Origin of the sequence: Mesorhizobium sp. M8A.F.Ca.ET.165.01.1.1, from assembly GCF_004792065.1 — a bacterium.
In the GTDB taxonomy this organism is placed as follows: Bacteria; Pseudomonadota; Alphaproteobacteria; order Rhizobiales; family Rhizobiaceae; genus Mesorhizobium.
Genome location: NZ_SRTH01000003.1, coordinates 660,697 through 681,172 on the forward strand (window position 1 = coordinate 660,697; position 20,476 = coordinate 681,172).

Here is a 20,476-nt window from a genome sequence, read left to right on the forward strand (position 1 = left end):
GGCCGATCATGAATTGTCAGTTGAGTTTTTGTCAATCGACATGGACAAAATTGGCGTTTGATCGCTCGGCCCGTTCAGGGATACCCAAGAGCAAGAGCAACTAAGTCGTCTTACGAAAACGGCTATTCGGGAACTTCGGCACCATTCCACCAACGGCGGCGACCGGTTTGACCGGCTTCCACCGGTGGCGGGCGAAGCATTGCACGAGCTGCAAGCGACGCCTCGGCCAAAGCCCCCGCAATGAGGAGAACGCCCGCCTATGCCTCAATCGCCAGTGCCGGTCTTTGAAACGGCGGACGAGATTTCCGCGGAAACCTCCGTCGTCGTGATCTTGCAGACTGCCCAGACGGGTTTTGGCCCTCGGGCAGCGGCACTGGACACGGAAATGAGCGGGATACTCTCCCGAGCCTGTTCCGATGCAGCCGTACTGGCTGAATCCGGCACTTGCATCGATGTCATCGCCCCTAAAGCGGTATCGGCCCGGCGCGTGATTGTCCTTGCCCTGGGCAAGGCCGAGGCCGTCACCGCGCTCTCCTTGACGCGTGCTGGCGGCCTCTTGGCCGCGCATCTGGAAGGTAAAGGGGAATGCGCGGCTACCCTGGTCCTGGATCCCATTGCAGGCATAGGTCTGACGGGAGCGGAAATCCTGGCAAGGGTCGCGCTTGGCATGCGGCTGCGGCGCTATCGTTTCGACATGCGCAACCGGCGCGCGGGAGCGGGGGCCGATCGGACCCTGCGGGTACAACTGGTCGGGGCCGGCGGTCCGGCGCTGAATTCGGCGCTGGCGCGGATCAATGCGATCGCGGATGGCGTCGAATATGCGCGTACTCTGGTCAACCTGCCGCCGAACCATCTCCATCCCGACAATTTCCACGATCATCTGGAGCCGTTGCGCGAAGCTGGCATCGACGTCGAGATACTCGATACGGCAAGGCTCGGGGAACTCGGCATGAACGCGATCCTGGCTGTGGGATCAGGCTCGGTGCGCCCCCCGCGCGTCGCGGTCCTGCGCTATCGCGGCAAGGGTGCCCCCGCTCAGCCGCTGGCCTTCGTCGGCAAGGGTGTCTGTTTTGACTCCGGCGGCCTCTGCATCAAGCGCGGCGAGCAGATGTTCGATATGAAGGCCGACATGGGCGGCGCGGCCGCCGTGGTCGGCCTGCTGATCGCGCTCGCCCGGCAAGGCAGTCCGGTGCACGTGGTCGGCGTGCTCGGCATCGCCGAGAATATGCCGTCGGGCACCGCGCTGAAGCCGCGCGACATCATCACGACAGCGTCCGGTCAGACCGTGGAAGTGTTCGACACGGATGCGGAAGGACGCCTGATCCTGGCCGACTGCCTCTACTATGCCGCCTCGCGCTTCAACCCGTCGGTGATCGTCGACCTCGCCACTTTGACCTATTCGGTGATGCGCGGTCTCGGATCGGTATTCGCCGGCCTCTTCAGCACCGACGACGCCATCGCCTCGCGGATGATCGCGGCCGGAGAAGCGGTCGGCGAGCGGTTTTGGCAGCTGCCACTCGACCGGGCTTACGACGAGGGGCTGCAATCGCCGTTTGCGGACCTGCGGCATCACGCCAAGGACATGGAAGACGGTGACGCTCCCTACGCCGCGGCGTTCCTGCGTCACTTCACCGAGGATCGGCCCTGGGTGCATCTCGACATTGCCGGCAAGGAACTGGCCGATGCGGATCGCCCCCTTGGCAGGCAAGGCGCCACGGCATTCGGCGTGCAGATGCTGGAAGAATGGGTTCAGGCCAGCCGGGTCACGAACTAGGACAAAGCAACATGTCTTCAATCACGCATGGAGCGGGGATGTCATCGGAAATCGCCACCAGGGAAGGGCGGGCCGGCTTTGGCGACTGCGAAACCTGGTATCGGGTCAGCGGCGAACTCGACGCCGACAAGGCTCCGGTCGTCATTCTGCATGGCGGGCCAGGTGCCGCCCACAACTACGTCGATGCGTACAAGCTTCTTGCCCGAACGGGCCGTGCCGTCATCCACTACGACCAATTGGGCTGTGGCAATTCCACCTTGCTGCCTGACAGAGGCGCCGATTTCTGGACGCCCAGGCTGTTCATCGATGAACTTGAAAACCTCGTCGACCAACTCGGCATCCGCGGCGGCTTCCACGTGCTCGGACAGAGCTGGGGCGGCATGTTGGGCGCTGAATATGGGGTGACGCGGCCAAAGGGTCTGAAGTCGCTGACCATCGCCAACTCACCGGCTTCCATGAAGCTGTGGGTGAAAGAGGCCAACCGGTTGCGCGCCGCCCTGCCGAGCGATGTGCAGGAGACACTGGCAAGGCACGAACAGGCCGGCACGACGGACGATCCGGCCTATCAAGAGGCGACGATGGTGTTCTACGAGCGGCATGTCTGCCGGGTCGTTCCGTTCCCGCCCGAGGTGACGGAAACCTTCGCCCAAGTCGCACGCAATCCGACCGTCTATCATCTCATGAATGGTCCGAACGAATTCCACGTCATCGGAACGCTGAAGAGCTGGAACATCATCGACCGATTGCCCGCTATCGATGTTCCCACGCTGATCATCTCCGGCCGTTACGACGAAGCCACGCCCGCAACCGTCCAGCCCTTCAAGGACGGCATCAAAGGATCGCGCTGGCAGGTATTCGAGCATTCCAGCCATATGCCGCATGTCGAAGAGCAGGATCTATGCATGCGGGTGGTGGGAGACTTCCTGGACGACAACGACAACTGAGAAAAGGGGAACTACGACATGAAGAAACTGCTTCTCGCGGCATCGGCCGCGGCATTGCTGGCCGGCATGTGGCTGGCTCCGGCGCAGGCCGAGTACCTCAAGGAACATCGCGGCGGCACCATTCGCCTGCTGGCGCGCTCGGCGGCCGGAACGCTCGATCCGCACATCAATTACACCGACCAGGGCTGGCAAATGTATCAGCCGATCTATGACGGGCTGGTCGCCTTCCGCAAGGCCGAGGGCATGGACGGCTTCACCATCGTCCCCGATCTCGCCGAGGCGCTGCCGCAGGTCAGCAATGACGGCAAGACGTTTACCTTCAAACTGCGCAAGGGCATCAAGTTCTCCGACGGCAAGGATCTCGGTGTGAAGGACGTCGTTGCTTCCTTCCAGCGCATCTTCAAGGTCTCCGGACCGACGTCCGGAACCTTCTATGCTGGCATCGTCGGTGCCGACAAATGCCTTGCCGACACCAAGAGCTGCACGCTGGAAGGCGGCGTTGTCGGCGACGAGGCGGCCGGCACGATCACCGTCAACCTGACCAAGCCGGACGCCGAGATTCTCTACAAGCTTGCCTTGCCGCACGCCGTCGTCCTGCCGGCGGAGACGCCCGCGGAAGACATGGGTTCCAAGCCTATCCCCAGCACCGGCGCCTATATGATCTCCGCCTTCGATCCCAACAAAGGGATGACGGTGACCCGCAACCCCAACTTCAAACAGTGGAGCGAGGAAGCCCAGCCCGACGGCTACCCCGACGTCGTCCAATATGATTTCGGCCTCTCCGAGGAAGCCGCCGTCACCGCGATCCAGAATGGGGAAGCCGACTGGATGTTCGACGCGCTGCCGAGCGACCGCCTTGGCGAACTCGGCACCAAGGCCATGGACCAGTTGCACATCTCGCCGCTTTCGGCGTGGTGGTATGCGCCGCTCAACAATCGTCTGGCGCCGTTCGACAACGAAAAGGCGCGTCAGGCCGTTGCCTATGCGATCGACCGCAACACGCTGGTCAAGCTGTTCGGCGGCAAGGTGCTCGCCTCGCCGGTATGCCAGGTTCTGCCTCCGGATTTCCCTGGCCACGAGGACTACTGCCCCTTCACCAAGAACCCCGGCGCCAAATGGTCGGCGCCTGACCTCGACAAGGCAAAGCAACTCGTCGAGGAATCGGGCACCAAGGGCCAGAAGGTGACCATCATCGTCGAGGACACGGCCATTTCCCGGTCCATCGGCGTCTATCTGCAGAGCGTGCTGACCACCATCGGCTACGTCGCCGACGTAAAGCCGATCTCGTCCAACATCCGGTTCACCTACATCCAGAACACCAACAACAAAGTGCAGATGTCCGTCACCCAGTGGTACAAGGACTATCCTGCGGCCTCGGACTTCCTGAACATCCTGTTCAGCTGTGCCTCGTTCCGCTTGGGTTCGGACGCTTCAATCAACATCGCCGGCTTCTGCGACAAGGATATCGACGCCAAGATGCAGAAGGCATTGGACCTCGGCGTGACCGACCAGAAAGCCGCCGACAAATTGTGGGCTGAAATCGACAAGCAAGTCACGGACAAGGCGCCGGCCGTCGGCCTCTTCACGCCCAAGCGGCTCGACTTCGTCAGCAAACGCGTTGGCAATTTCAAGTTCAACCGGCAGTTCAACTGGATGATCACCCAATCCTGGGTACAGTAATGGCCTGGGTAAAGTAACGAACCGCGGAGGGGCACGTCCGTGTCGAACGAAGCTGTCGCCATGCCGCGCAAGACGCGAGGGCCTTGGGCCGTCGCGTTTGCGAAGCTGGCAACGGACAGGGCCGCCATGGCGTCCCTGGCCGTGTTCCTCCTCATCGTTTTCGCCTGCCTCAGCGCGCCTCTCCACGCGCAATGGGCAGGAACGGACCCATTCGCCTCGACGCTCGACGCCGTCATCCAGATCGACGGCGCCGACGTTCCTGTGATGGAACAATCGACAGAGGGGCTCGGGCTCGGCTACACGCCGCTTGGGCCGACCTGGCGGCTCGGCAATTATTTCCTTGGAGCCGACAGCCAGGGACGCGATGTCATGGCCCGGATGCTCTATGGCGGGCAGAGTTCGCTGCTGATCTCCGGTGCGGCCACCATCTTCACCCTGATCCTCGGCACGGCGGCGGGATTGATCGCGGGGTATTTCGGCGGCGTCACCGACACGGTGCTGTCGCGCTTGCTGGATGTGCTTTGGGCGTTTCCGATCTATCTCCTGGCGATTTCGCTTTCCATCGTCACCATCGCGCAAGGCATCTCGATCGGGCCGATCGAGATCGAGTCCGGCAGTCTGTGGCTGCCGGTCATCATCATCGGTATCGTCTACATACCCTATGTGGCGCGCCCGATACGCGGGCAAGTCCTGTCGCTGCGCCACAGCGAGTTCGTGCTCGCCGCGATCAATCTGGGGGTGCCGGGGCCGCGGATTTTGTGGCGCGATATCCTGCCCAACATCACCACCACGCTGATCGTCTTCGTGCCGCTGATGATGGCACTGAACATGCTGACGGAATCGGCGCTTTCCTTCCTTTCGATCGGCGTGCAACCACCAGCCGCGAGCTGGGGCACCATCATCCAGGACGGCCAGGCGCTGCTTTACACCAGGCCATTGGTGGCGCTGGTACCGGGCCTGGCGATCGCGGTTTCCGTCATGGCGCTCAACGTCTTCGGAGACGGCCTGCGCGATGCGCTCGACCCGCGCTCCAAGGTTCGGCTGGGGCGCGACTGATGATCTATGCCATCCTGCGCCGTTTCGGTCAGATGCTGTTCGTGATGTTCGGCATCTCGGTCATCGTCTTTTTGATCTTCTTCGCGACACCTGGGGCCGACCCTGCGGCGCGCATCGCCGGCCGCAATGCATCGCCCGAGGTGCTGGAGGCGGTGCGCCACAGCTTCGGCTTCGACCGGCCACTCTACGTTCAATATGTGAAAATGATGGAGAAGATCTTCGTCACTGGCGACCTGACCTCCTTCGTCAATCGTGGCTGGAAGGTGGTGCCGGCAGTCATGGATTCGATCCCTGTCACGCTCTCGCTGGTGTTCGGAGCGGCGATTCTGTGGGTGGTTGTCTCCATCGCCATCGGCATCGTCGCCGCCGCCACCCGCGACAGCTGGCTGGACAAGCTGCTGATGGCGTTGGGTCTGCTCGGCATTTCCATGCCAGTCTACTGGCTGGGGGAGGTGATGAACCTGATCACCCAGAGCCGCTACCACGACAGCTGGGCGTTCTCCTGGGTGCCCCCGCTCGGCTACAAGAATTTTTCCGACGATCCGAAAGGCTGGTTCCTGACGCTGGTCATACCTTGGATCACGCTGGCCATTCTCTACATCGGCATCTACGGGCGGGTGTTGCGCGCGGCAATCATCGAATCCATGCAGGAAGACTATATCCGCACGGCCCGGGCCAAGGGCCTGTCGGAGACGCGTATCCTGCTGCGCCACGCCTTGCGCACATCGCTCATCGCCTTCGTCACCCTGTTCGGCCTCGATTTCGGCGCACTGGTGGGCGGCTCGGCCCTGCTGACCGAGGTGGTGTTCGGGCTGCATGGCATCGGCAAGCTCACCTATGACGCGCTGCAGAACCTGGATCTGCCGATGATCATGGCAACGGTGATGTATGCGTCCATGTTCGTGGTCATCGCCAATGCGGTTGTCGATTTCGTCTACATCCTTCTCGATCCGCGCCTGAGGACATCATGATATTGTCGGTGCGCGACCTTAGAGTGTCCTTCCGGACCGACGACGGCCTGGTGAGGGCCATCGATGGCGTTTCCTTCGATCTCGCGGAAAGCGAAATTCTCGGTGTCGTCGGCGAGTCCGGCTCCGGCAAGACAGTGTCGCTGCTGGCGGTGATGGGGCTGATCACCGACCCCAACGCGATCATCGAAGGCTCGATCCGCTACAAGGGCCGCGAGCTGGTTGGACTGCCTCCGCGCGAACTCAGGCGCCTGCGGGGCAACGAGATCGCGATGATCTTCCAGGATCCGATGACGGCTCTGACGCCGGTCTACACGATTGGCTGGCAGATCGCCGAGCAGATCCGTGCCCACCGCAACATCAGCAAATCCAGGGCCATGGAGCGCGTCGAGGAACTGCTGGCGGAGGTGAATTTTCCCAACCCCCACGAAGCGATGTCGCGCTACCCGCACCAGCTCTCCGGCGGCATGCGGCAGCGGGCGGTGATTGCGATGGCGTTGTCCTGCAACCCGGCGCTGCTGGTGGCGGATGAGCCGACCACCGCGCTCGACGTAACGGTGCAGGCCGGAATTCTCGATCTCGTGCGCAAGCTGCGCTCGACGCACAAATCGGCCGTCGTCTTCATCACGCATGACATGGGCGTGGTCTCCGAACTCGCCGATCGGGTCATGGTCATGTATGCGGGCCGCATCGTCGAACGCGGCAGCCGCACGGAGTTATTTTCCGACCCGCGACACCCTTATACGCGCGCATTGCTTGGTTCGATCCCGCCGCTGACCGGTGCGAAACCCCGCCGCCTGCCGGCTATTCCCGGGTCACCGCCGTCTCTGCTGCGATTGCCGCAAGGCTGCGCCTTCGGGCCGCGTTGTCCGGTCCGGTACGAGCCTTGTCTAACCGACAAGCCCGATCTTGGCGCCGCCACGCACGCTGCGGCCTGCTTTCGGGTGGCGCAGGTATGAGCGGACCGATGATCGACAAAGACCGTCCAATCCTCGAAACACGCTCGCTCGGCAAGCGCTTCTCGATCGGCACCCGTTTTTCCGCCGAAGGCAGGCGGACCGTTCACGCGGTCGACAATGTCTCGCTGACGGTGCGGCGCGGCGAAACCGTCGGATTGGTCGGGGAGTCCGGATGTGGCAAGTCCACGCTGGCGCGCTGCCTGGTCAGGCTCCACGACATTTCGGACGGTGAGCTTCTGTTCGAAGGCGACGACATCACGTCGAAGTCGCTGTCTGAACTGAGGCCGCTGCGGCGGCGCCTGCAAATGGTGTTCCAGGACCCGTCGGCCTCGCTCAATCCGCGCCGGCGCGTCGGCGATCTCGTGGCCGAACCGCTGCGTATCCATGGCAAGCTTTCATCGCGCGAGATCACCAATCGCGTCGCGGAACTGTTCGACCTCGTTGGATTGTTGCCGGACCATGTCACGCGCTTCCCCCATGAATTCTCGGGCGGGCAGCGCCAGCGTGTCGGCATAGCGCGCGCCATTGCCCTCAATCCCGATCTCGTCGTTCTCGACGAGCCGGTCTCCGCGCTCGACGTGTCCGTACAGGCGCAGATCGTCAACCTGCTTGCCGACCTTCAGGAGAAGCTGGATCTCACCTATGTCTTCATCGCCCACGACCTGTCCGTGGTGCGCCAGGTCTCGACCCGCATCGCGGTCATGTATCTCGGCTCGATCGTGGAGGAGGGACCAGCGGAAGAGGTGTTTTCAGCCCCCGCCCATCCTTACAGCCAGGCGCTGATCTCGGCGGTTCCCGTGGTGGAGACGACGCCCAACGGGATGCGCAAGCGCATTGTCCTCACGGGCGATGTACCGAGCCCGCTCAACCCGCCATCCGGCTGCCGGTTCCATCCCCGATGCCCAATAGCGGCGGAGCGGTGCCGCACAGAGCGGCCTGAGTTGAAAGAGTATAGGCCCGGCCGCAAGGTGGCGTGCCACTTTCCGACGGTATAAGCAAACATCGCGCCTTGTACCCGGACGGCCGCATCCGGTCGGAGAATTCTTCAAAAATTCAGTTGCCCGCATGGAACCAACCGACGTGCGGCGCGTTTGATTGGGTTCGATCGAGCGCATCTCGATCGACGGGAGGAAACAATGGACTACCTGCATTTCTTTTCGCCCGTGCGGATATCGCGCGGGCAGGGGCATCCTGTAGAAGAAGTGGATAGTGTCGCCGAGGCGATGGTTTTCTTGCGCAAATGGCCGACGGGACGACGTGGGCCAGTGTATCAGTGCGCGTTGAATTGCTGCTCGGCCGCCCTGTCGGGCCAGATGTCGGCAGAGGAAGCAAGGAAGGCCTTCACCGGCTTTGCCCGAATTACGCGGCTTCTCGACGACGACATGGCATTGCCGATGGGCGGCGACAGCATGGCGAGCGTACACGCGCTACGGCGCTAGCAGCCCCCAACCCCTTTGTTGCTGGTCCGCGCCCGCTGCGGGGAGCGGCAGTGGTGGTGCTTGCATCTACCCAGGTCATCAGTCGCCAATCGACACAGTCGCCAGGGTCCATCTGCTTGCCGAGAGGCGACTTGGTGTGTCACGCCGCCATCCGGAAAGCGAGCCGACGTCAGGGTCAGATCACCGCAGATCAGCGACACACGCTGCTCACCGACGGCAAACCTGCGGCTGGAGGCAGCCACTTCGGCATAACCGCGAATGGCTTCATGGCCGCGCAGAATCCGTCCCTTCCGCCATCGATCACCGCATCGGGCTCGAGCAGCGCTGTCATGCCGTCGATCTCGCCGGCATGTTGCAGCGCAGCCATCCCACTCGTTCCCAAGCCGGCGTACTTTCTTTATCGTGGCCGCTCCGGTACTCAGGGTCAGCGATTAGTGAGTGTGCAGGCTCCGGATCACCGCATGGTATTCCCAGCACTGAGATCCACGTCACGGCCTTCAAACAAGCAGAAGTTTCTTCAGCACGGAGAAGACTTCCTTGTACGGCAGCTTGGTTGCGCCAGCGACTGCGAACGGAATGAGGGCTGCCGCCGCCACTGGCAGCAGGGTTTTGCGGTTGACCAGCATCGACGACAACTTGCGCGTCAACTCGTACTGCTTCGTAACGTCAATGAGGTCGACTGCTTGCTCGGCTTCTTGCGGATCGGGTGCGACGATGTTGCTGCCAATCATCTTTCGTTCTGCAGCTCTCTGCTGTGCAGTTGCATGTGCCGCCAGCGCCAGAAGCGTCTTGTCCTTCAGCGTCAAAAGCGGCTTAGAGAAGGCGGAGAGCGGGTAGGCGAAGAATCCAATGACGAGTGCCAGCCAGCACGCCATGATGACCGTCAGCGTCGTCGCCGATAGCCCGCCTAGCGTCAGGTGCTTCGCGACAGCGGCCGCTACGCCGCAACTTACACCGAACACGAACAGGACATAGGCGTTGGGATAGGCCGCCAGAAAAGAAAGCCCGCCGTTGCCATCGGGATGTGTCGCCACCAGGCGCAAATTAAGCTGCGCGACCGTGCGAAGGAGCTTCGCCCACACGAGATGCCGCCAGACACCGCGAAAGAACAGAAATACGAACAGCGGAATGCTGACCAGCACGCACCACCAGCCGGCGGCCGTGAGTTTGTAGCTGTCAGCGATGACAGTGGCCGCCCATGTAGACGTCATGGTTTCGCCGAAGGTAGCGTATGCAATGAGCGCCGATATGGCGGCAAGCGCCAGGCACACAAGCTCTGCCCACCTAGAGTCGCGTTGACGCAGAGCATATGTCAACGCAACTGTCGCATCACCAACAGATTCGGGCGCGATCAGTGAAGCTCGAGCGAATTGCGCCAGTGTGCGGCGAAGGCCAGTTTCGACATACTGCTCGGCCGCTACGAAAGCGGCGATCGCGATCAGGAACCGAGCCCACGGACCTGGGTCCGTGAGGTAGCGCCACACGGTCGGATCATCGGAAAACAGGGTCGAGAGCGTCAGCAAGAGAGGCGCGCCCCACGCGAGGGAGACGAACAGAAGGACTCGCCTCCCTGTTTTTAGACTTCTGTCATGGAGAAGATTGAGCCGCTGCTGAAGTTCGAAGAACGGGCCGCCGTGAAAGGCGAGAAAATCCAGGTTGATGTCTCCTGCTGGCCTGCTTTCAGTCATGTGCGGGACGGTGTGAGCTTGGTCCCCCATATCAATCCTCGGTCACGGTCCATCGATCTCCGGGATTGAATTGCTTCATGCCGCGCGCGATTTTGTCCGTGGCATCCCCGAGATCTGCCTGATAAACGATGCCATTGCGGTTGACCACGAAGGTGTTTACTCCTGTCTCACCGTACTTGACTGGCCACGCGACCAAGGCAAAGCCCGCGATCATGTTACCGTTGATGACGTAGTCATAGGGTCCCCCGGCGATATTGCTGCCCTGGCTGGTGAGAACCTTAAAGCGGTAGCCGAAGTACCCCTTGTCCTTCGCCTTGTCGAACTGGACGTAGTCGAGATACGGCGCGGCTGGACTGTCGCCCAGGTTTTCATTCTCCGGCCAATAGAGGCCGTCGGCTCTGCCGGGTTTGCTGACGAGCCTCTGGGCATATTCCAGTACCCCATCGCCATCGTGATCCGTGCTGGCGTACTCCTCCTGAGCGTCGACATATCCACGGACGGTTTCGATCGTCTGAATCTCGTTTTCACCTATGCGACGGTTGATGATTTCCTCAACGCCGACAACGGGATCGAAGGCGAACTTGCCGTTATCGGTCTTGTTGATCGGGAAGGGGAACGGCCACATGACTTCGCCGACGTCAATGATGCTCCGGCCGTCTTTCGTCTCGACCGCGATGCGTTTTCCTACACCTTGCTTAATGGCAGCGAGCGTTTCCTCAACCCCTTCGGTCGCTTTCAGACGACCGGCGTTGACGCCGAGGATGGAAGCCAGCTTATCGAGGTCGGATGCGGTCACGGCCTCCTTGAACGCGGCTGTTGCGGCATCGAGCGTGTCGAATTCGGTTGGCGGCTGATTGGCGACCAGAACGGCGAGGTTTGCCTCAGCCGCAAATGCAACCTGGCCAGCCGAAAGGAAGAGTCCCAGCGCGGTAGTGGCTATCAAGCGAAATTTCATGCAGCGCGTGTTCAAGCTCATGACAAAAGCTCCATTTGTTCGATCTAGCGATGGCGCCCACGATGTGGGACGCGTGCATGTCCCCCGCCGCCACCAGGACGTCCGCCACGGAGGTGAGCACCGCCGCCCCGCGGTCCGCTGAGTTGCGGCCGGCTTGCGTGATGGCCGCCTCCCATTGCACTACCGCCACGTTTGGAGTGAAGATTGGCAGCGCTTCGGGGGCGGACTTCTCCGAGCCCCGAAGGGCGGCTGGGACGGGCGTCACGTTTTCCCGCCATCGCGTGATGGCCGATTTTGCTGTCCGCATTCGAACGGCTTCCAATCCCGCCCTGATGCGTTCGATCACCCGGCATCTTATTGGCCCTAACGTCCTTGATAGCTGAGGGAGTCACCCTGGAGCGGTCGACATTCGCGGCGTTGGATCGCACGGACTTCGCCTTGGTGCGGATGTCGTTATTGCCGCCCGTTTCGACCCGGTTGCGGATGTTGGTCTTGTCCATGTTTGCGAACTGGTTGTGGTCAAACTTGATCTTGCTGCGGTCGACGTTCTTCCAGTCGACATCATTGAAATTGACTTTGCCGTTTCGATCCATGCCGTTGAAGCAATGGTCGCAATCAATATTGATGTCGTTGCCATCAAATCGACCGCCCCAGACGCCCCATCTGTCCCAATCGACGACCGCTCCAAACACGGCACCGGTCACGAAGCCCGCGAAGTAGGGTGCTGTCGGGTAGTAATAGTTGGGGTAGGGATCCGGATAATAGCGGATCGGCGCGGTTGCGTAGCCTTCCTCGTAAAGCATTCGCGGCTCGTATTGCGGCACATAGATCTTCTCGGGGTTGGCTGCTTGGATGACGACATTGTCGTTCTGCTGGACGACCGTGACCTTGTCATCGCTCTTGATGATGCCATCCGCGACCGCCTTATCGCGCAAAGTCTGAATGGCGATCAGCAGGTCCTTCTGCTGGTCGGCGACCGCACCGCCGAGTTGCTGCGTCCAGTCGAGGTCATTGCTCATCATCTTGACGATATCGGGGTAGTTCAGGAGGGATATCACGCTGCCGTCCCAGTCGTCCTTTGGCTTCAACGAGGAATTTCCCTTGGCCTGCTCTAGAAACCGGGACGCTTCGACGATCTGAAGCGGATAGAGAGAGGCCGAGGTAATCAGCGCCACAAGATCGTCGGGATAAAGAGCGATCCGGGCGACGAGCACTTCCATCTCATCGGCGCTCAGTTGCCCGTGTGCGCTCGTGCCTTGCGGAGCGGCTGCCGCCGTTTGTTCCTGGGCACAGACTACCGCTGGCACACCGGCGATCGCGAACACAAGCATCGTGGTGGCCGTCAAGATAAATTTGCGGATGTTCTTTCGTGGTTGTGTGCCCATCTGGTTCTTGCCTCCTTGGACCAATCCTTCACCGCTTCCCCTCGCAAACTCTCGCCAATGCGATGCTGCTCGAGAAAGGCATGCCGCGCGGGCACAATGGTTCATTCGTCGCTCCGTCAGTCCGCGATTGTGCTCTGTATCGCCGAGAGCATCCCCTCGCGCCCTAGCGGCTTCGACAAATAAGCCACTGCGCCGGCGGCAATGCTGCGCTTGCGCATCTCTGGTTGCGGGTTGGCCGTAATCACGATCACTGGAATGTTTTTGTTCCTGGAGCGCATGGCCTCAATTACCTGCAGACCGTTGAGGCCTGGCATATGTAGGTCGAGAAGAACGCAGCTCGGCATAGTAATCTCTAAGCTTTCGAGGAAGGCTTCCCCGGATGAAAACGCGATCGACTCATAGGAGAGCGAAAATAGGAGACGCTTGAGAGCGCGTCTTACAGAATCGTCGTCATCTACGATCGCTATGATTGGGTTGGCGGTCGCCATCACCGATCTGTACGCCAATTGACCATGGCCGCGTAGTTGGCCTTCGGTCTAATTGGACGATCAAGCGTTAAAGTGCTCGACGATCCTTACCAGATCGGCAACCGTGCGCACGCCCATCTTGTGCATCATCCGACCACGGTGCACCTTGACCGTTTTCTCGACGATCCCAAGATCACCCGCGATCTGCTTGTTGAAACGTCCAGCCACCACTTGGTCCAATACCTGGCGTTCCCGTGCCGTCAGTCGCGCGACCCGCTTCTTGAGATCTTCCTGATCCTGAAAGTTCCGACGTCTCGCGACGTCCACCAACCTTGCCTGTTCAACGGCAGCGAGCAAGGTTTGAGTATTTACCGGTTTTTCGAGAAAATCCTGCGCGCCCGCCCGCATCGCCCGTACGCTGGCAGGAACATTGCCTTGGCCTGTTAGGAAAACAACCGGCCGGCCGCACGCATCCAGTGCCTCCTGAATCTCGAAGCCGCTCTTCCCCGGTAGATGCAGGTCGACCACCGCGCAACCAGGAAGAAGTGGGTCATGTTCGTCAAGGAATGTTTCGGCGTCGGTGAAAGTCTGAACCTGATATCCGGCAATGGAAAGCACCCGCGAAAGGGCTTTGAGAACCTGGACGTCATCGTCGATCAGGCTGACTTGAAACATCGCATCAGTCATGAGGACCTCCTTCGAAGTGGCAGCGAAAGGATAATGCGGGCACCGGCTAAATATTCGGGATCGAATTCGAGAGCGCCACCATGCGCTTCCGCAATGGAGCGGCAAATTGCCAGGCCCAGTCCCAGTCCGTTGGATTTTGTGCTCACGAACGGCTGGAAGGCACCCTCCATGAACTCGGGCGTCAGTCCGCACCCATTGTCGGTCACCGTAACCTCACCCGTCCGTCCGTCCGTCCGAACGGCGACCTCGATCATTCGGGCCGATGGCGGCAAATGCGAGGTGGCGTCAACGGCATTGATAATAATATTCAGGACTACTTGTTGAAGCTGCGCGGCATTGCCAAGAATCCGAACACTCGAATTCGCCCGTTTGAACGCCACCGCTGTTTGCTTAATTAGAAGTTCACTTTTGACGAGCGCCAGCGTGGCGACAGTAATGTGATTAAGATCAACAGGTTCTAGTGCTACCTCATGCGTCGTCAGCAAGCGCCTGAGCTGACGAATGATTTCCGCTGCACGCTCATCATCCGCGATGATATCCGAAAGAATGTCGCTCACCTCCGTGAGGCTTGGATCGCTGCTTTCGAGCAGCTGTTTGCCGACCTCCGCATTGGCCAGAATAGATGTGAGGGGCTGGTTCAGTTCATGCGCAAACGCGCCCGACAGCTCTCCGAGGAGCGACGTGCGAGACAGGTGTACCAGCTTGGTGTGCCCGGCGTTGACCTCCGCCTCCGCCTTCTTGCGCAGATGGGCTTGTATGCCAAGAGCGACTATCGTGCCAGACTGGAGAAGCAGCATCGCGATCGATACCAGTATCGCGGTTCGATGCTCATCCCACAGTGAAGGCGCCCGGAACCGTATCTCGGCGTCAGGCGGCAGCAGGCCAGGATCGATCAGGAAGCGCCGGATCTCCCTCCAGTCGACGATTGGCCGGATGACCAGGGGGGTGATCTGCGGTAAGTTCGCTTCGCCTGCGCTTTGGCGAGTGACAAGGGCGGCAAGCTGCTCGCCTTGCTCTTGGAATGTGCTCATGTAGCCACCCAGGACGCCATGATCGAGGTATGTGTCGTAGACGGCGTAGACTGGCGCAGCCGATACCCGCGCAATCTCTGCCGTGGCATTGCGCGGGACGAAGTTCCGGCCATCCGGATCTTGAAAGATCGTCAGGATGAGGACGGCAGTGTCGGGAGATAGTCTTGCAACAGCATCCGCGAAGCCGTCGAGCCTCAGACCGGACAGATAGCGGATGTCGAAGCCGTCGTACCTGTCGCCAAGATCGGCTCTGGCGGTAGCTTCCCATCGCTTGTCGAACGCCGACGAGCCGGAGATGACAACCGCATGTCTGGCATTCGGCTGCAGGCGGCGCGCCAACGTCATTGTCTGTTTGAGATCGAACCTGGTGACGATACCTTTGACGTCGGGCGGCAATGCCAACTGGGTGACCGCATCTGCTGCGACAGCCCCGAACAGCAATGGAACTCCCGGAGCGATCTCCCTGCGATGGTCGAGCATGAAGCGCAGTGCCGTGGGGCCGGCGGCAATTGCGACATCCGGTTTCATGTCGCGGTATTTGGCGCTCAGTTGGGCCGCTATGCGAGGGAGATTTCCCGGATCGGGAAAGCGGGCATTGTCGAGATACTCAGAGTAGATTTCGAACTGCGTTGGATCGCGATCGTCAAGGTCTTTGTGGAGTCCACGTGCGATCTCGACCGCCGCAACCTGGGTGCTTTCGTTCTCGTAGACGATCAGGACGCGATGCATCCCACTAGATTCTCGAGCAAAAACTAGGCTTGGCTGGTCAGCAATGCCGATTGCCAACCAGAAAACCATTGACCATCGCCAACATACTTCTCGGCGAATTCGCATCGCCAAGACAGATGATACCAAAGATTCCATTTCAGCGCACCGCATGTCTGAAAAATCATAGCCGAGGTCGTCCTACTCGGCCACCGTGTTGCAGTTACAGCGCACTTTCTAACTGTAACCTAGTTCAGCTCATTGAATGTATTTTTCATCGCTGAATTCATCTTTTAGCCGACACGCATATAGACAGCGGCACCACGCTCTGTGAGTCCTAGGTCCCACTATCCTTAACCAGAATTTTCGGAACAATTATGTGAGATCACGGCGAACAACGGAGATAGATCATGTCGAAGAAGCCGTTCAAAGGCGTCATCAAGCTCGACGTACGAGATTCCAAGCCAGATTGGGGGCCGTACCTACCGCCGAGTGCGCCAAAAGGAGCGCCGAATGTCCTGATTGTCCTCTACGACGACACGGGCCAGGCGGCCTGGTCGCCCTATGGCGGCGCTATCAACATGCCCACCTTGCAGAAACTTGCGGACAATGGCCTGACCTATTCGCAATGGCACACGACTGCGCTCTGCTCGCCGACCCGGTCTACCTTCCTTACCGGCCGCAACCACCATCTGAACGGTATGTCGTGCATCACCGAAGGCGCACAGGGCTTCCCGGGCTGGAGCGGCCGCGTACCGGAAGAATGCATGTCGATCGGCCACATGCTGCAGGGGGCGGGCTGGACCACGTTCTGGCTTGGCAAGGAACACAACGTTCCTGAACAGGATATCTGTGCGGGCGGCACGAAGTCGGAGTGGCCCATCCAGAAGGGCTTCGACCGCTTCTACGGCTTCGTGGGCGGCGAAACCAACCAGTGGTATCCGGACCTCGTCGAGGACAACAAGTTCATCGACCAACCCTACAGCCCCGAGGAAGGTTATCACCTGTCGAAAGATCTGGTCGATCAGGCGATGCAGATGATCCGTGACCAGAAGGCTTCCAATCCATCAAAACCCTGGTTCATGTGGCTATGCCCGGGCGCCAATCACGCCCCGCACCACGCACCGAAGGAATATATCGACAAGTACAAAGGCAAGTTCGACAAGGGCTACGAAGCCTATCGCGAATGGGTTCTCCCGCGCATGATCGAGAAGGGTCTTCTGCCAAAAGACACCAAGCTCACTCCGTTCAACCCGCTCCCCAAGGAGGTGGCCAATCCGGGCGATGCCGTGCGGCCGTGGGCCGAACTGAACGCCGACGAGAAAAAGCTGTTCTCGCGCATGGCGGAGGTCTATGCCGGCTTCTCCGAATACACGGACGTCCAGGTCGGTCGCTTGGTCGACTATCTGCAGGAAAGCGGTCAGCTCGACAACACGATCGTTTTTTATTGCTCGGACAATGGTGCCTCCGGCGAAGGCAGCCCGAATGGTTCGGTCAACGAGAACAAGTTCTTCAACAACTATCCCGACGAACTGTCGGAGAACCTGCAGTATCTTGACGTTCTCGGCGGCCCCGAAACCTACAATCATTACCCGACCGGCTGGGCCGCGGCGTTCTCGACGCCCTACCAGATGTTCAAGCGTTATTCCGAATATGCCGGTGGCACCTGCTGCCCGCTGGTTATCTCCTGGCCGAAGGGCATCAAGGCGAAGGGGGAGGTGCGCAACCAATATCATCACTGTACGGACATCGTACCCACGATCCTCGATGTCTGTGGCGTCGAGATGCCCAAAACCTTCCGTGGCGCTGAACAATGGCCGATCTCAGGAGTCTCGATGCGTTATTCGTTCGAGGCCAAAGCCGATGCGCCGACGAAGAAGACGCGCCAGTACTACGCGATGCTCGGCACGCGCGGCATGTGGGAAAACGGTTGGAAAGCGGCAGCCCTTCATGCTCCCCTGACGGGCAAGGGCCATTTCGACAAGGATGAGTGGGAACTTTATCACACTGATGTGGATCGCTCGGAATCCAACAACCTTGCCAAGCAGCATCCCGACAAGCTTAAGGCCCTGATCAAAGCATGGGACGAGGAAGCGGAGAAGAACATGGTTCTTCCGCTTGACGATCGCAGCGCCGCGGAGCTTCTCGGCATCGAACGTCCGAGCGAGGAGCCACCGAGGGAACGCTACATCTATTACCCCGGCACTTCGCCGGTGCCGGAAGGCGTTGCGGTCAATGTGCGGGGTCGTAGCTACAAGATCCTCGCCGATGTGGAGCTCGGGGACAAATGCGAGGGGGTGATCTTCGCCCATGGCTCACGCTTCGGCGGCCATAGCTTGTTCATCAAGGATATGAAACTGCACTACGTCTACAATTTCCTTGGCATCAAGCCGGAACAGACCTTCGTCTCCAAGCAACTCAAGCCTGGCAAATACACGTTTGGAATGGAGTTCATCCGCGACAAGAAGCCGGGGCCGCACGGCGAGTCGCTTGGCAAGACCACCCTGTACGTTAACGATGAAGTCGTGGCACAGGGCGATATGAAGACCCAACTCGGCAAGTTCACGCTCTCCGGCGACGGCCTCTGCATCGGCCGGGACAGCGGCGATGCGGTGAGTGAGAAATACAAGTCTCCTGGCCAATTCAAGGGCGGTACGATCAAGTTCGTCGGCGTGACTGTCGAGAAGGGGCAATACCTTGATCTCGAGAAACTGGCGGCGGCGGCCATGGCTGTCGATTAGCCACCGAGTTGCGGACATGGAGGTCGGCGGAAAGGCGCCGTCGACCTCCAGAAGTCTATCCTTAACGACATCAGAACAATCTGAGGCAGCGATGCATCAGAAATGGACTGACGCTCCGCAGTTTCGGAAACGAGCAGATCGATGACCGTTCAAGAGCTAATTAAACTTGGCATCACAGTCAGTCTCGTGGCGCTGGTATTTGCACTGGGTCTGAAGGCGGCGACAGGCGATCTGCTCTATCTGGTCAAGCGGCCCGGCGAGATGATCCGATCGATCATCTCCATGAACATCATCATGCTGATCTTCGCCGTCGGTGTAGCCTTGCTCTTTCCCCTCGCTATCGAAATCAAGATCGCGCTGATCGCCTTGGCGGTTTCGCCGGTTCCGCCGATCCTTCCAGGCAAGCAGACCAAGGCGGGCGGAACGCAATCATTCGCCCTTAGCCTCCTCATCGTGGCGTCCATCGCGGCGATTGCGCTGGTGCCCATCTCGATCGGGATTGTGGGAAGCTTATTTCACGCTGAGTATTACATGCCCCCGGCACGCGTGCTGCGGCCCGTTCTCGTGACGGTGGTCGCTCCCCTGCTTGCAGGCGTGCTCGTTCGCCGCCTGCTTCCGGCACTGGCGGCGCGAATAGCCGGGCCGATCTCGCTTTTCGCGGTCATCCTCCTCGTGGTCGCAGCTATTCCAGTCGTCTTCACCAGCGGCGTGACCTTCTGGGGGCAGGTCGGCAACGGTGTGATTGTACTCCTGGCACTGTTCACGGCCCTGGGGCTTTTCGTCGGCCACTTGCTTGGCGGGCCAGATCCCGACGATCGAACCGTGCTCGCTCTCGCCACGGGCACCCGTCATCCGGCCGTTGCGATGGCGATCGCAAGCCTGAATTTTCCGGACGAGAAGGCAGCCTTGGCGGTGATGCTTTGGCATCTGGTCATCGGGGCGATCGTGTCTATTCCGTATGTGCGGTGGCGCAGGGCGCTACATGACAAAGCCGCCACCGTCGAATCGGACCGGCAGACGAATAGGGTTGGCCGATGAGTGCCGCAATCCGCCCGCGCGCTTCCGAAAGCAGTCCCGCGGGAAGGGACATGGTGTGGATACCTGCCGGGACGTTCCTAATGGGCTCCGATGCCCACTACCCGGAAGAGGCGCCGGCGCATCGTGTGAAGGTCGACGGCTTCTGGATCGGCCGGTTCGCGGTGACCAACCGGGATTTCGAAAAATTCGTCTCGGAGACCGGCCATGTCACGTTGGCCGAGAAGTCTGCCAATCCGGATGATTATCCTGAAGCGCTACCGGAGATGTTGTAACCGTCCTCGACCGTCTTCCGCAAGCCCGCGGGCCCGGTCGATGTCCGCAATCAGTACAATTGGTGGACCTACGTACCCGGTGCGAACTGGCGCCATCCGCGTGGACCGGCCAGCTCGATCGCCAAGCTCAAGGACCATCCCGTCGTCCATATCGCCTATGAGGATGCCGAGGCGTATGCCCGATGGGCCGGCATGCAGCTGCCGACCGAGGCGGAATGGGAATTCGCTGCTCGCGGTGGGCTGGAAGGCGCCGAGTTCACATGGGGCGACGAACTAACGCCCGGCGGCATTTACATGGCCAATACGTGGCAGGGCGAATTCCCATATCGCAACACGGTGGAAGACGGCTTCGAATACACAGCGCCTGTAGGCTCCTTTCCAGCAAACGGCTACGGCCTCCACGACATGGCGGGCAATGTCTGGGAATGGACGTCCGACTGGTATCGGGATCACCGCAGGATCGATAGCCCATGCTGCACGGTCTCCAACCCGCGGGGCGGCGACCGTGAGGCGAGCCGGGATCCGCGCGATCCCGCCGCGATACCGCGCAGGGTGACAAAGGGGGGCTCACATCTATGCGCTCCGAACTATTGCAGGCGATATCGGCCAGCGGCACGAATGGCACAGCCGATAGACACCTCGGTCTCGCATCTCGGCTTTCGTCTCATTCGTCGCCTGGATGATTGA

General features: G+C 60.4%; 17 protein-coding genes and 1 pseudogene. 11 read left to right on the top strand and 7 right to left on the bottom strand.

Annotation, left to right across the window (positions count from 1 at the left end; genetic code table 11):
• Positions 1 to 259 precede the first annotated feature (259 nt).
• From EN808_RS12500 to EN808_RS12535, 8 genes are all read left to right on the top strand, one after another.
• Positions 260 to 1,774, top strand: coding sequence for a leucyl aminopeptidase (locus EN808_RS12500; RefSeq protein ID WP_127278962.1), 1,515 nt, complete (start codon positions 260 to 262; stop codon positions 1,772 to 1,774).
• A gap of 38 nt (positions 1,775 to 1,812) precedes the next feature.
• Positions 1,813 to 2,718, top strand: coding sequence for a proline iminopeptidase-family hydrolase (locus tag EN808_RS12505; RefSeq protein WP_127278961.1), 906 nt, complete (start codon positions 1,813 to 1,815; stop codon positions 2,716 to 2,718).
• A gap of 18 nt (positions 2,719 to 2,736) precedes the next feature.
• On the top strand, positions 2,737 to 4,398 hold the full coding sequence (locus EN808_RS12510; protein ID WP_135915919.1) for an ABC transporter substrate-binding protein: 1,662 nt from the start codon (positions 2,737 to 2,739) through the stop codon (positions 4,396 to 4,398).
• Between the two features lie 39 nt (positions 4,399 to 4,437).
• Positions 4,438 to 5,454 carry an ABC transporter permease gene (locus EN808_RS12515; protein ID WP_135915920.1) on the top strand — a complete coding sequence of 339 codons (1,017 nt, stop codon included), beginning with the start codon at positions 4,438 to 4,440 and terminating at the stop codon, positions 5,452 to 5,454.
• A complete protein-coding gene (locus EN808_RS12520) occupies positions 5,454 to 6,425 on the top strand; it encodes an ABC transporter permease (RefSeq protein WP_135864645.1) in 972 nt (323 codons plus the stop codon). The genes EN808_RS12515 and EN808_RS12520 overlap by 1 nt, the downstream gene beginning before the upstream one ends.
• A complete protein-coding gene (locus EN808_RS12525; protein WP_127276848.1) occupies positions 6,422 to 7,381 on the top strand; it encodes an ABC transporter ATP-binding protein in 960 nt (319 codons plus the stop codon). The genes EN808_RS12520 and EN808_RS12525 overlap by 4 nt, the downstream gene beginning before the upstream one ends.
• A gap of 8 nt (positions 7,382 to 7,389) precedes the next feature.
• Positions 7,390 to 8,376: a dipeptide ABC transporter ATP-binding protein gene (locus tag EN808_RS12530; protein WP_135915921.1), complete on the top strand. Its 987-nt coding sequence runs from the start codon at positions 7,390 to 7,392 to the stop codon at positions 8,374 to 8,376.
• A 141-nt stretch (positions 8,377 to 8,517) separates the two neighbouring features.
• Complete coding sequence (locus EN808_RS12535; RefSeq protein ID WP_127276844.1) at positions 8,518 to 8,820, top strand: DUF982 domain-containing protein; 303 nt, start codon at positions 8,518 to 8,520, stop codon at positions 8,818 to 8,820.
• Between the two features lie 190 nt (positions 8,821 to 9,010).
• On the opposite strand, the gene EN808_RS12540 is transcribed toward EN808_RS12535, so the two are convergent.
• The 7 genes from EN808_RS12540 to EN808_RS12570 form a co-directional block, all read right to left on the bottom strand.
• Positions 9,011 to 9,187, bottom strand: coding sequence for a hypothetical protein (locus EN808_RS12540; RefSeq protein WP_189524095.1), 177 nt, complete (start codon positions 9,185 to 9,187; stop codon positions 9,011 to 9,013).
• 130 nt (positions 9,188 to 9,317) lie between these two features.
• Entirely contained in the window at positions 9,318 to 10,508 is a 1,191-nt protein-coding gene (locus EN808_RS12545) for a hypothetical protein (RefSeq protein WP_245525059.1), read from the bottom strand.
• A 31-nt stretch (positions 10,509 to 10,539) separates the two neighbouring features.
• A complete protein-coding gene (locus EN808_RS12550; protein WP_135864653.1) occupies positions 10,540 to 11,484 on the bottom strand; it encodes a DUF2950 family protein in 945 nt (314 codons plus the stop codon).
• 23 nt (positions 11,485 to 11,507) lie between these two features.
• Entirely contained in the window at positions 11,508 to 12,848 is a 1,341-nt protein-coding gene (locus EN808_RS12555) for a DUF3300 domain-containing protein (RefSeq protein WP_245525060.1), read from the bottom strand.
• Between the two features lie 116 nt (positions 12,849 to 12,964).
• A complete protein-coding gene (locus EN808_RS12560) occupies positions 12,965 to 13,336 on the bottom strand; it encodes a response regulator (RefSeq protein WP_135915923.1) in 372 nt (123 codons plus the stop codon).
• A 60-nt stretch (positions 13,337 to 13,396) separates the two neighbouring features.
• Positions 13,397 to 14,002: a response regulator gene (locus EN808_RS12565; protein ID WP_127276836.1), complete on the bottom strand. Its 606-nt coding sequence runs from the start codon at positions 14,000 to 14,002 to the stop codon at positions 13,397 to 13,399.
• Entirely contained in the window at positions 13,999 to 15,831 is a 1,833-nt protein-coding gene (locus EN808_RS12570; protein WP_189524096.1) for an ATP-binding protein, read from the bottom strand. Before EN808_RS12570 ends, EN808_RS12565 begins: the two co-directional genes overlap by 4 nt.
• A 317-nt stretch (positions 15,832 to 16,148) precedes the next feature.
• On the opposite strand from EN808_RS12570, the gene EN808_RS12575 reads away from it, so the two are divergent.
• The 3 genes and pseudogenes from EN808_RS12575 to EN808_RS12585 all read left to right on the top strand — a co-directional run bounded on the left by EN808_RS12575 (position 16,149) and on the right by EN808_RS12585 (position 20,476).
• Positions 16,149 to 18,479: an arylsulfatase gene (locus EN808_RS12575; RefSeq protein WP_127276832.1), complete on the top strand. Its 2,331-nt coding sequence runs from the start codon at positions 16,149 to 16,151 to the stop codon at positions 18,477 to 18,479.
• A gap of 141 nt (positions 18,480 to 18,620) precedes the next feature.
• On the top strand, positions 18,621 to 19,517 hold the full coding sequence (locus EN808_RS12580) for a Na+-dependent transporter (RefSeq protein ID WP_135915925.1): 897 nt from the start codon (positions 18,621 to 18,623) through the stop codon (positions 19,515 to 19,517).
• Positions 19,514 to 20,476 (top strand): annotated as a pseudogene (locus EN808_RS12585) (formylglycine-generating enzyme family protein). Before EN808_RS12580 ends, EN808_RS12585 begins: the two are co-directional and overlap by 4 nt.

Bases quoted from the DNA above. Each gene is read 5' to 3' on its own strand.
- EN808_RS12560 (WP_135915923.1), bottom strand. From the start codon at position 13,336: ATGGCGACCGCCAACCCAATCATAGCGATCGTAGATGACGACGATTCT.
- EN808_RS12505 (WP_127278961.1), top strand. From the start codon at position 1,813: ATGTCATCGGAAATCGCCACCAGGGAAGGGCGGGCCGGCTTTGGCGAC.
- EN808_RS12575 (WP_127276832.1), top strand. From the start codon at position 16,149: ATGTCGAAGAAGCCGTTCAAAGGCGTCATCAAGCTCGACGTACGAGAT.
- EN808_RS12530 (WP_135915921.1), top strand. From the start codon at position 7,390: ATGATCGACAAAGACCGTCCAATCCTCGAAACACGCTCGCTCGGCAAG.
- EN808_RS12565 (WP_127276836.1), bottom strand. From the start codon at position 14,002: ATGACTGATGCGATGTTTCAAGTCAGCCTGATCGACGATGACGTCCAG.
- EN808_RS12510 (WP_135915919.1), top strand. From the start codon at position 2,737: ATGAAGAAACTGCTTCTCGCGGCATCGGCCGCGGCATTGCTGGCCGGC.
- EN808_RS12555 (WP_245525060.1), bottom strand. From the start codon at position 12,848: ATGGGCACACAACCACGAAAGAACATCCGCAAATTTATCTTGACGGCC.
- EN808_RS12500 (WP_127278962.1), top strand. From the start codon at position 260: ATGCCTCAATCGCCAGTGCCGGTCTTTGAAACGGCGGACGAGATTTCC.
- EN808_RS12570 (WP_189524096.1), bottom strand. From the start codon at position 15,831: ATGGTTTTCTGGTTGGCAATCGGCATTGCTGACCAGCCAAGCCTAGTT.
- EN808_RS12535 (WP_127276844.1), top strand. From the start codon at position 8,518: ATGGACTACCTGCATTTCTTTTCGCCCGTGCGGATATCGCGCGGGCAG.
- EN808_RS12520 (WP_135864645.1), top strand. From the start codon at position 5,454: ATGATCTATGCCATCCTGCGCCGTTTCGGTCAGATGCTGTTCGTGATG.
- EN808_RS12580 (WP_135915925.1), top strand. From the start codon at position 18,621: ATGACCGTTCAAGAGCTAATTAAACTTGGCATCACAGTCAGTCTCGTG.
- EN808_RS12550 (WP_135864653.1), bottom strand. From the start codon at position 11,484: ATGAGCTTGAACACGCGCTGCATGAAATTTCGCTTGATAGCCACTACC.
- EN808_RS12540 (WP_189524095.1), bottom strand. From the start codon at position 9,187: ATGGCTGCGCTGCAACATGCCGGCGAGATCGACGGCATGACAGCGCTG.
- EN808_RS12545 (WP_245525059.1), bottom strand. From the start codon at position 10,508: ATGACTGAAAGCAGGCCAGCAGGAGACATCAACCTGGATTTTCTCGCC.
- EN808_RS12525 (WP_127276848.1), top strand. From the start codon at position 6,422: ATGATATTGTCGGTGCGCGACCTTAGAGTGTCCTTCCGGACCGACGAC.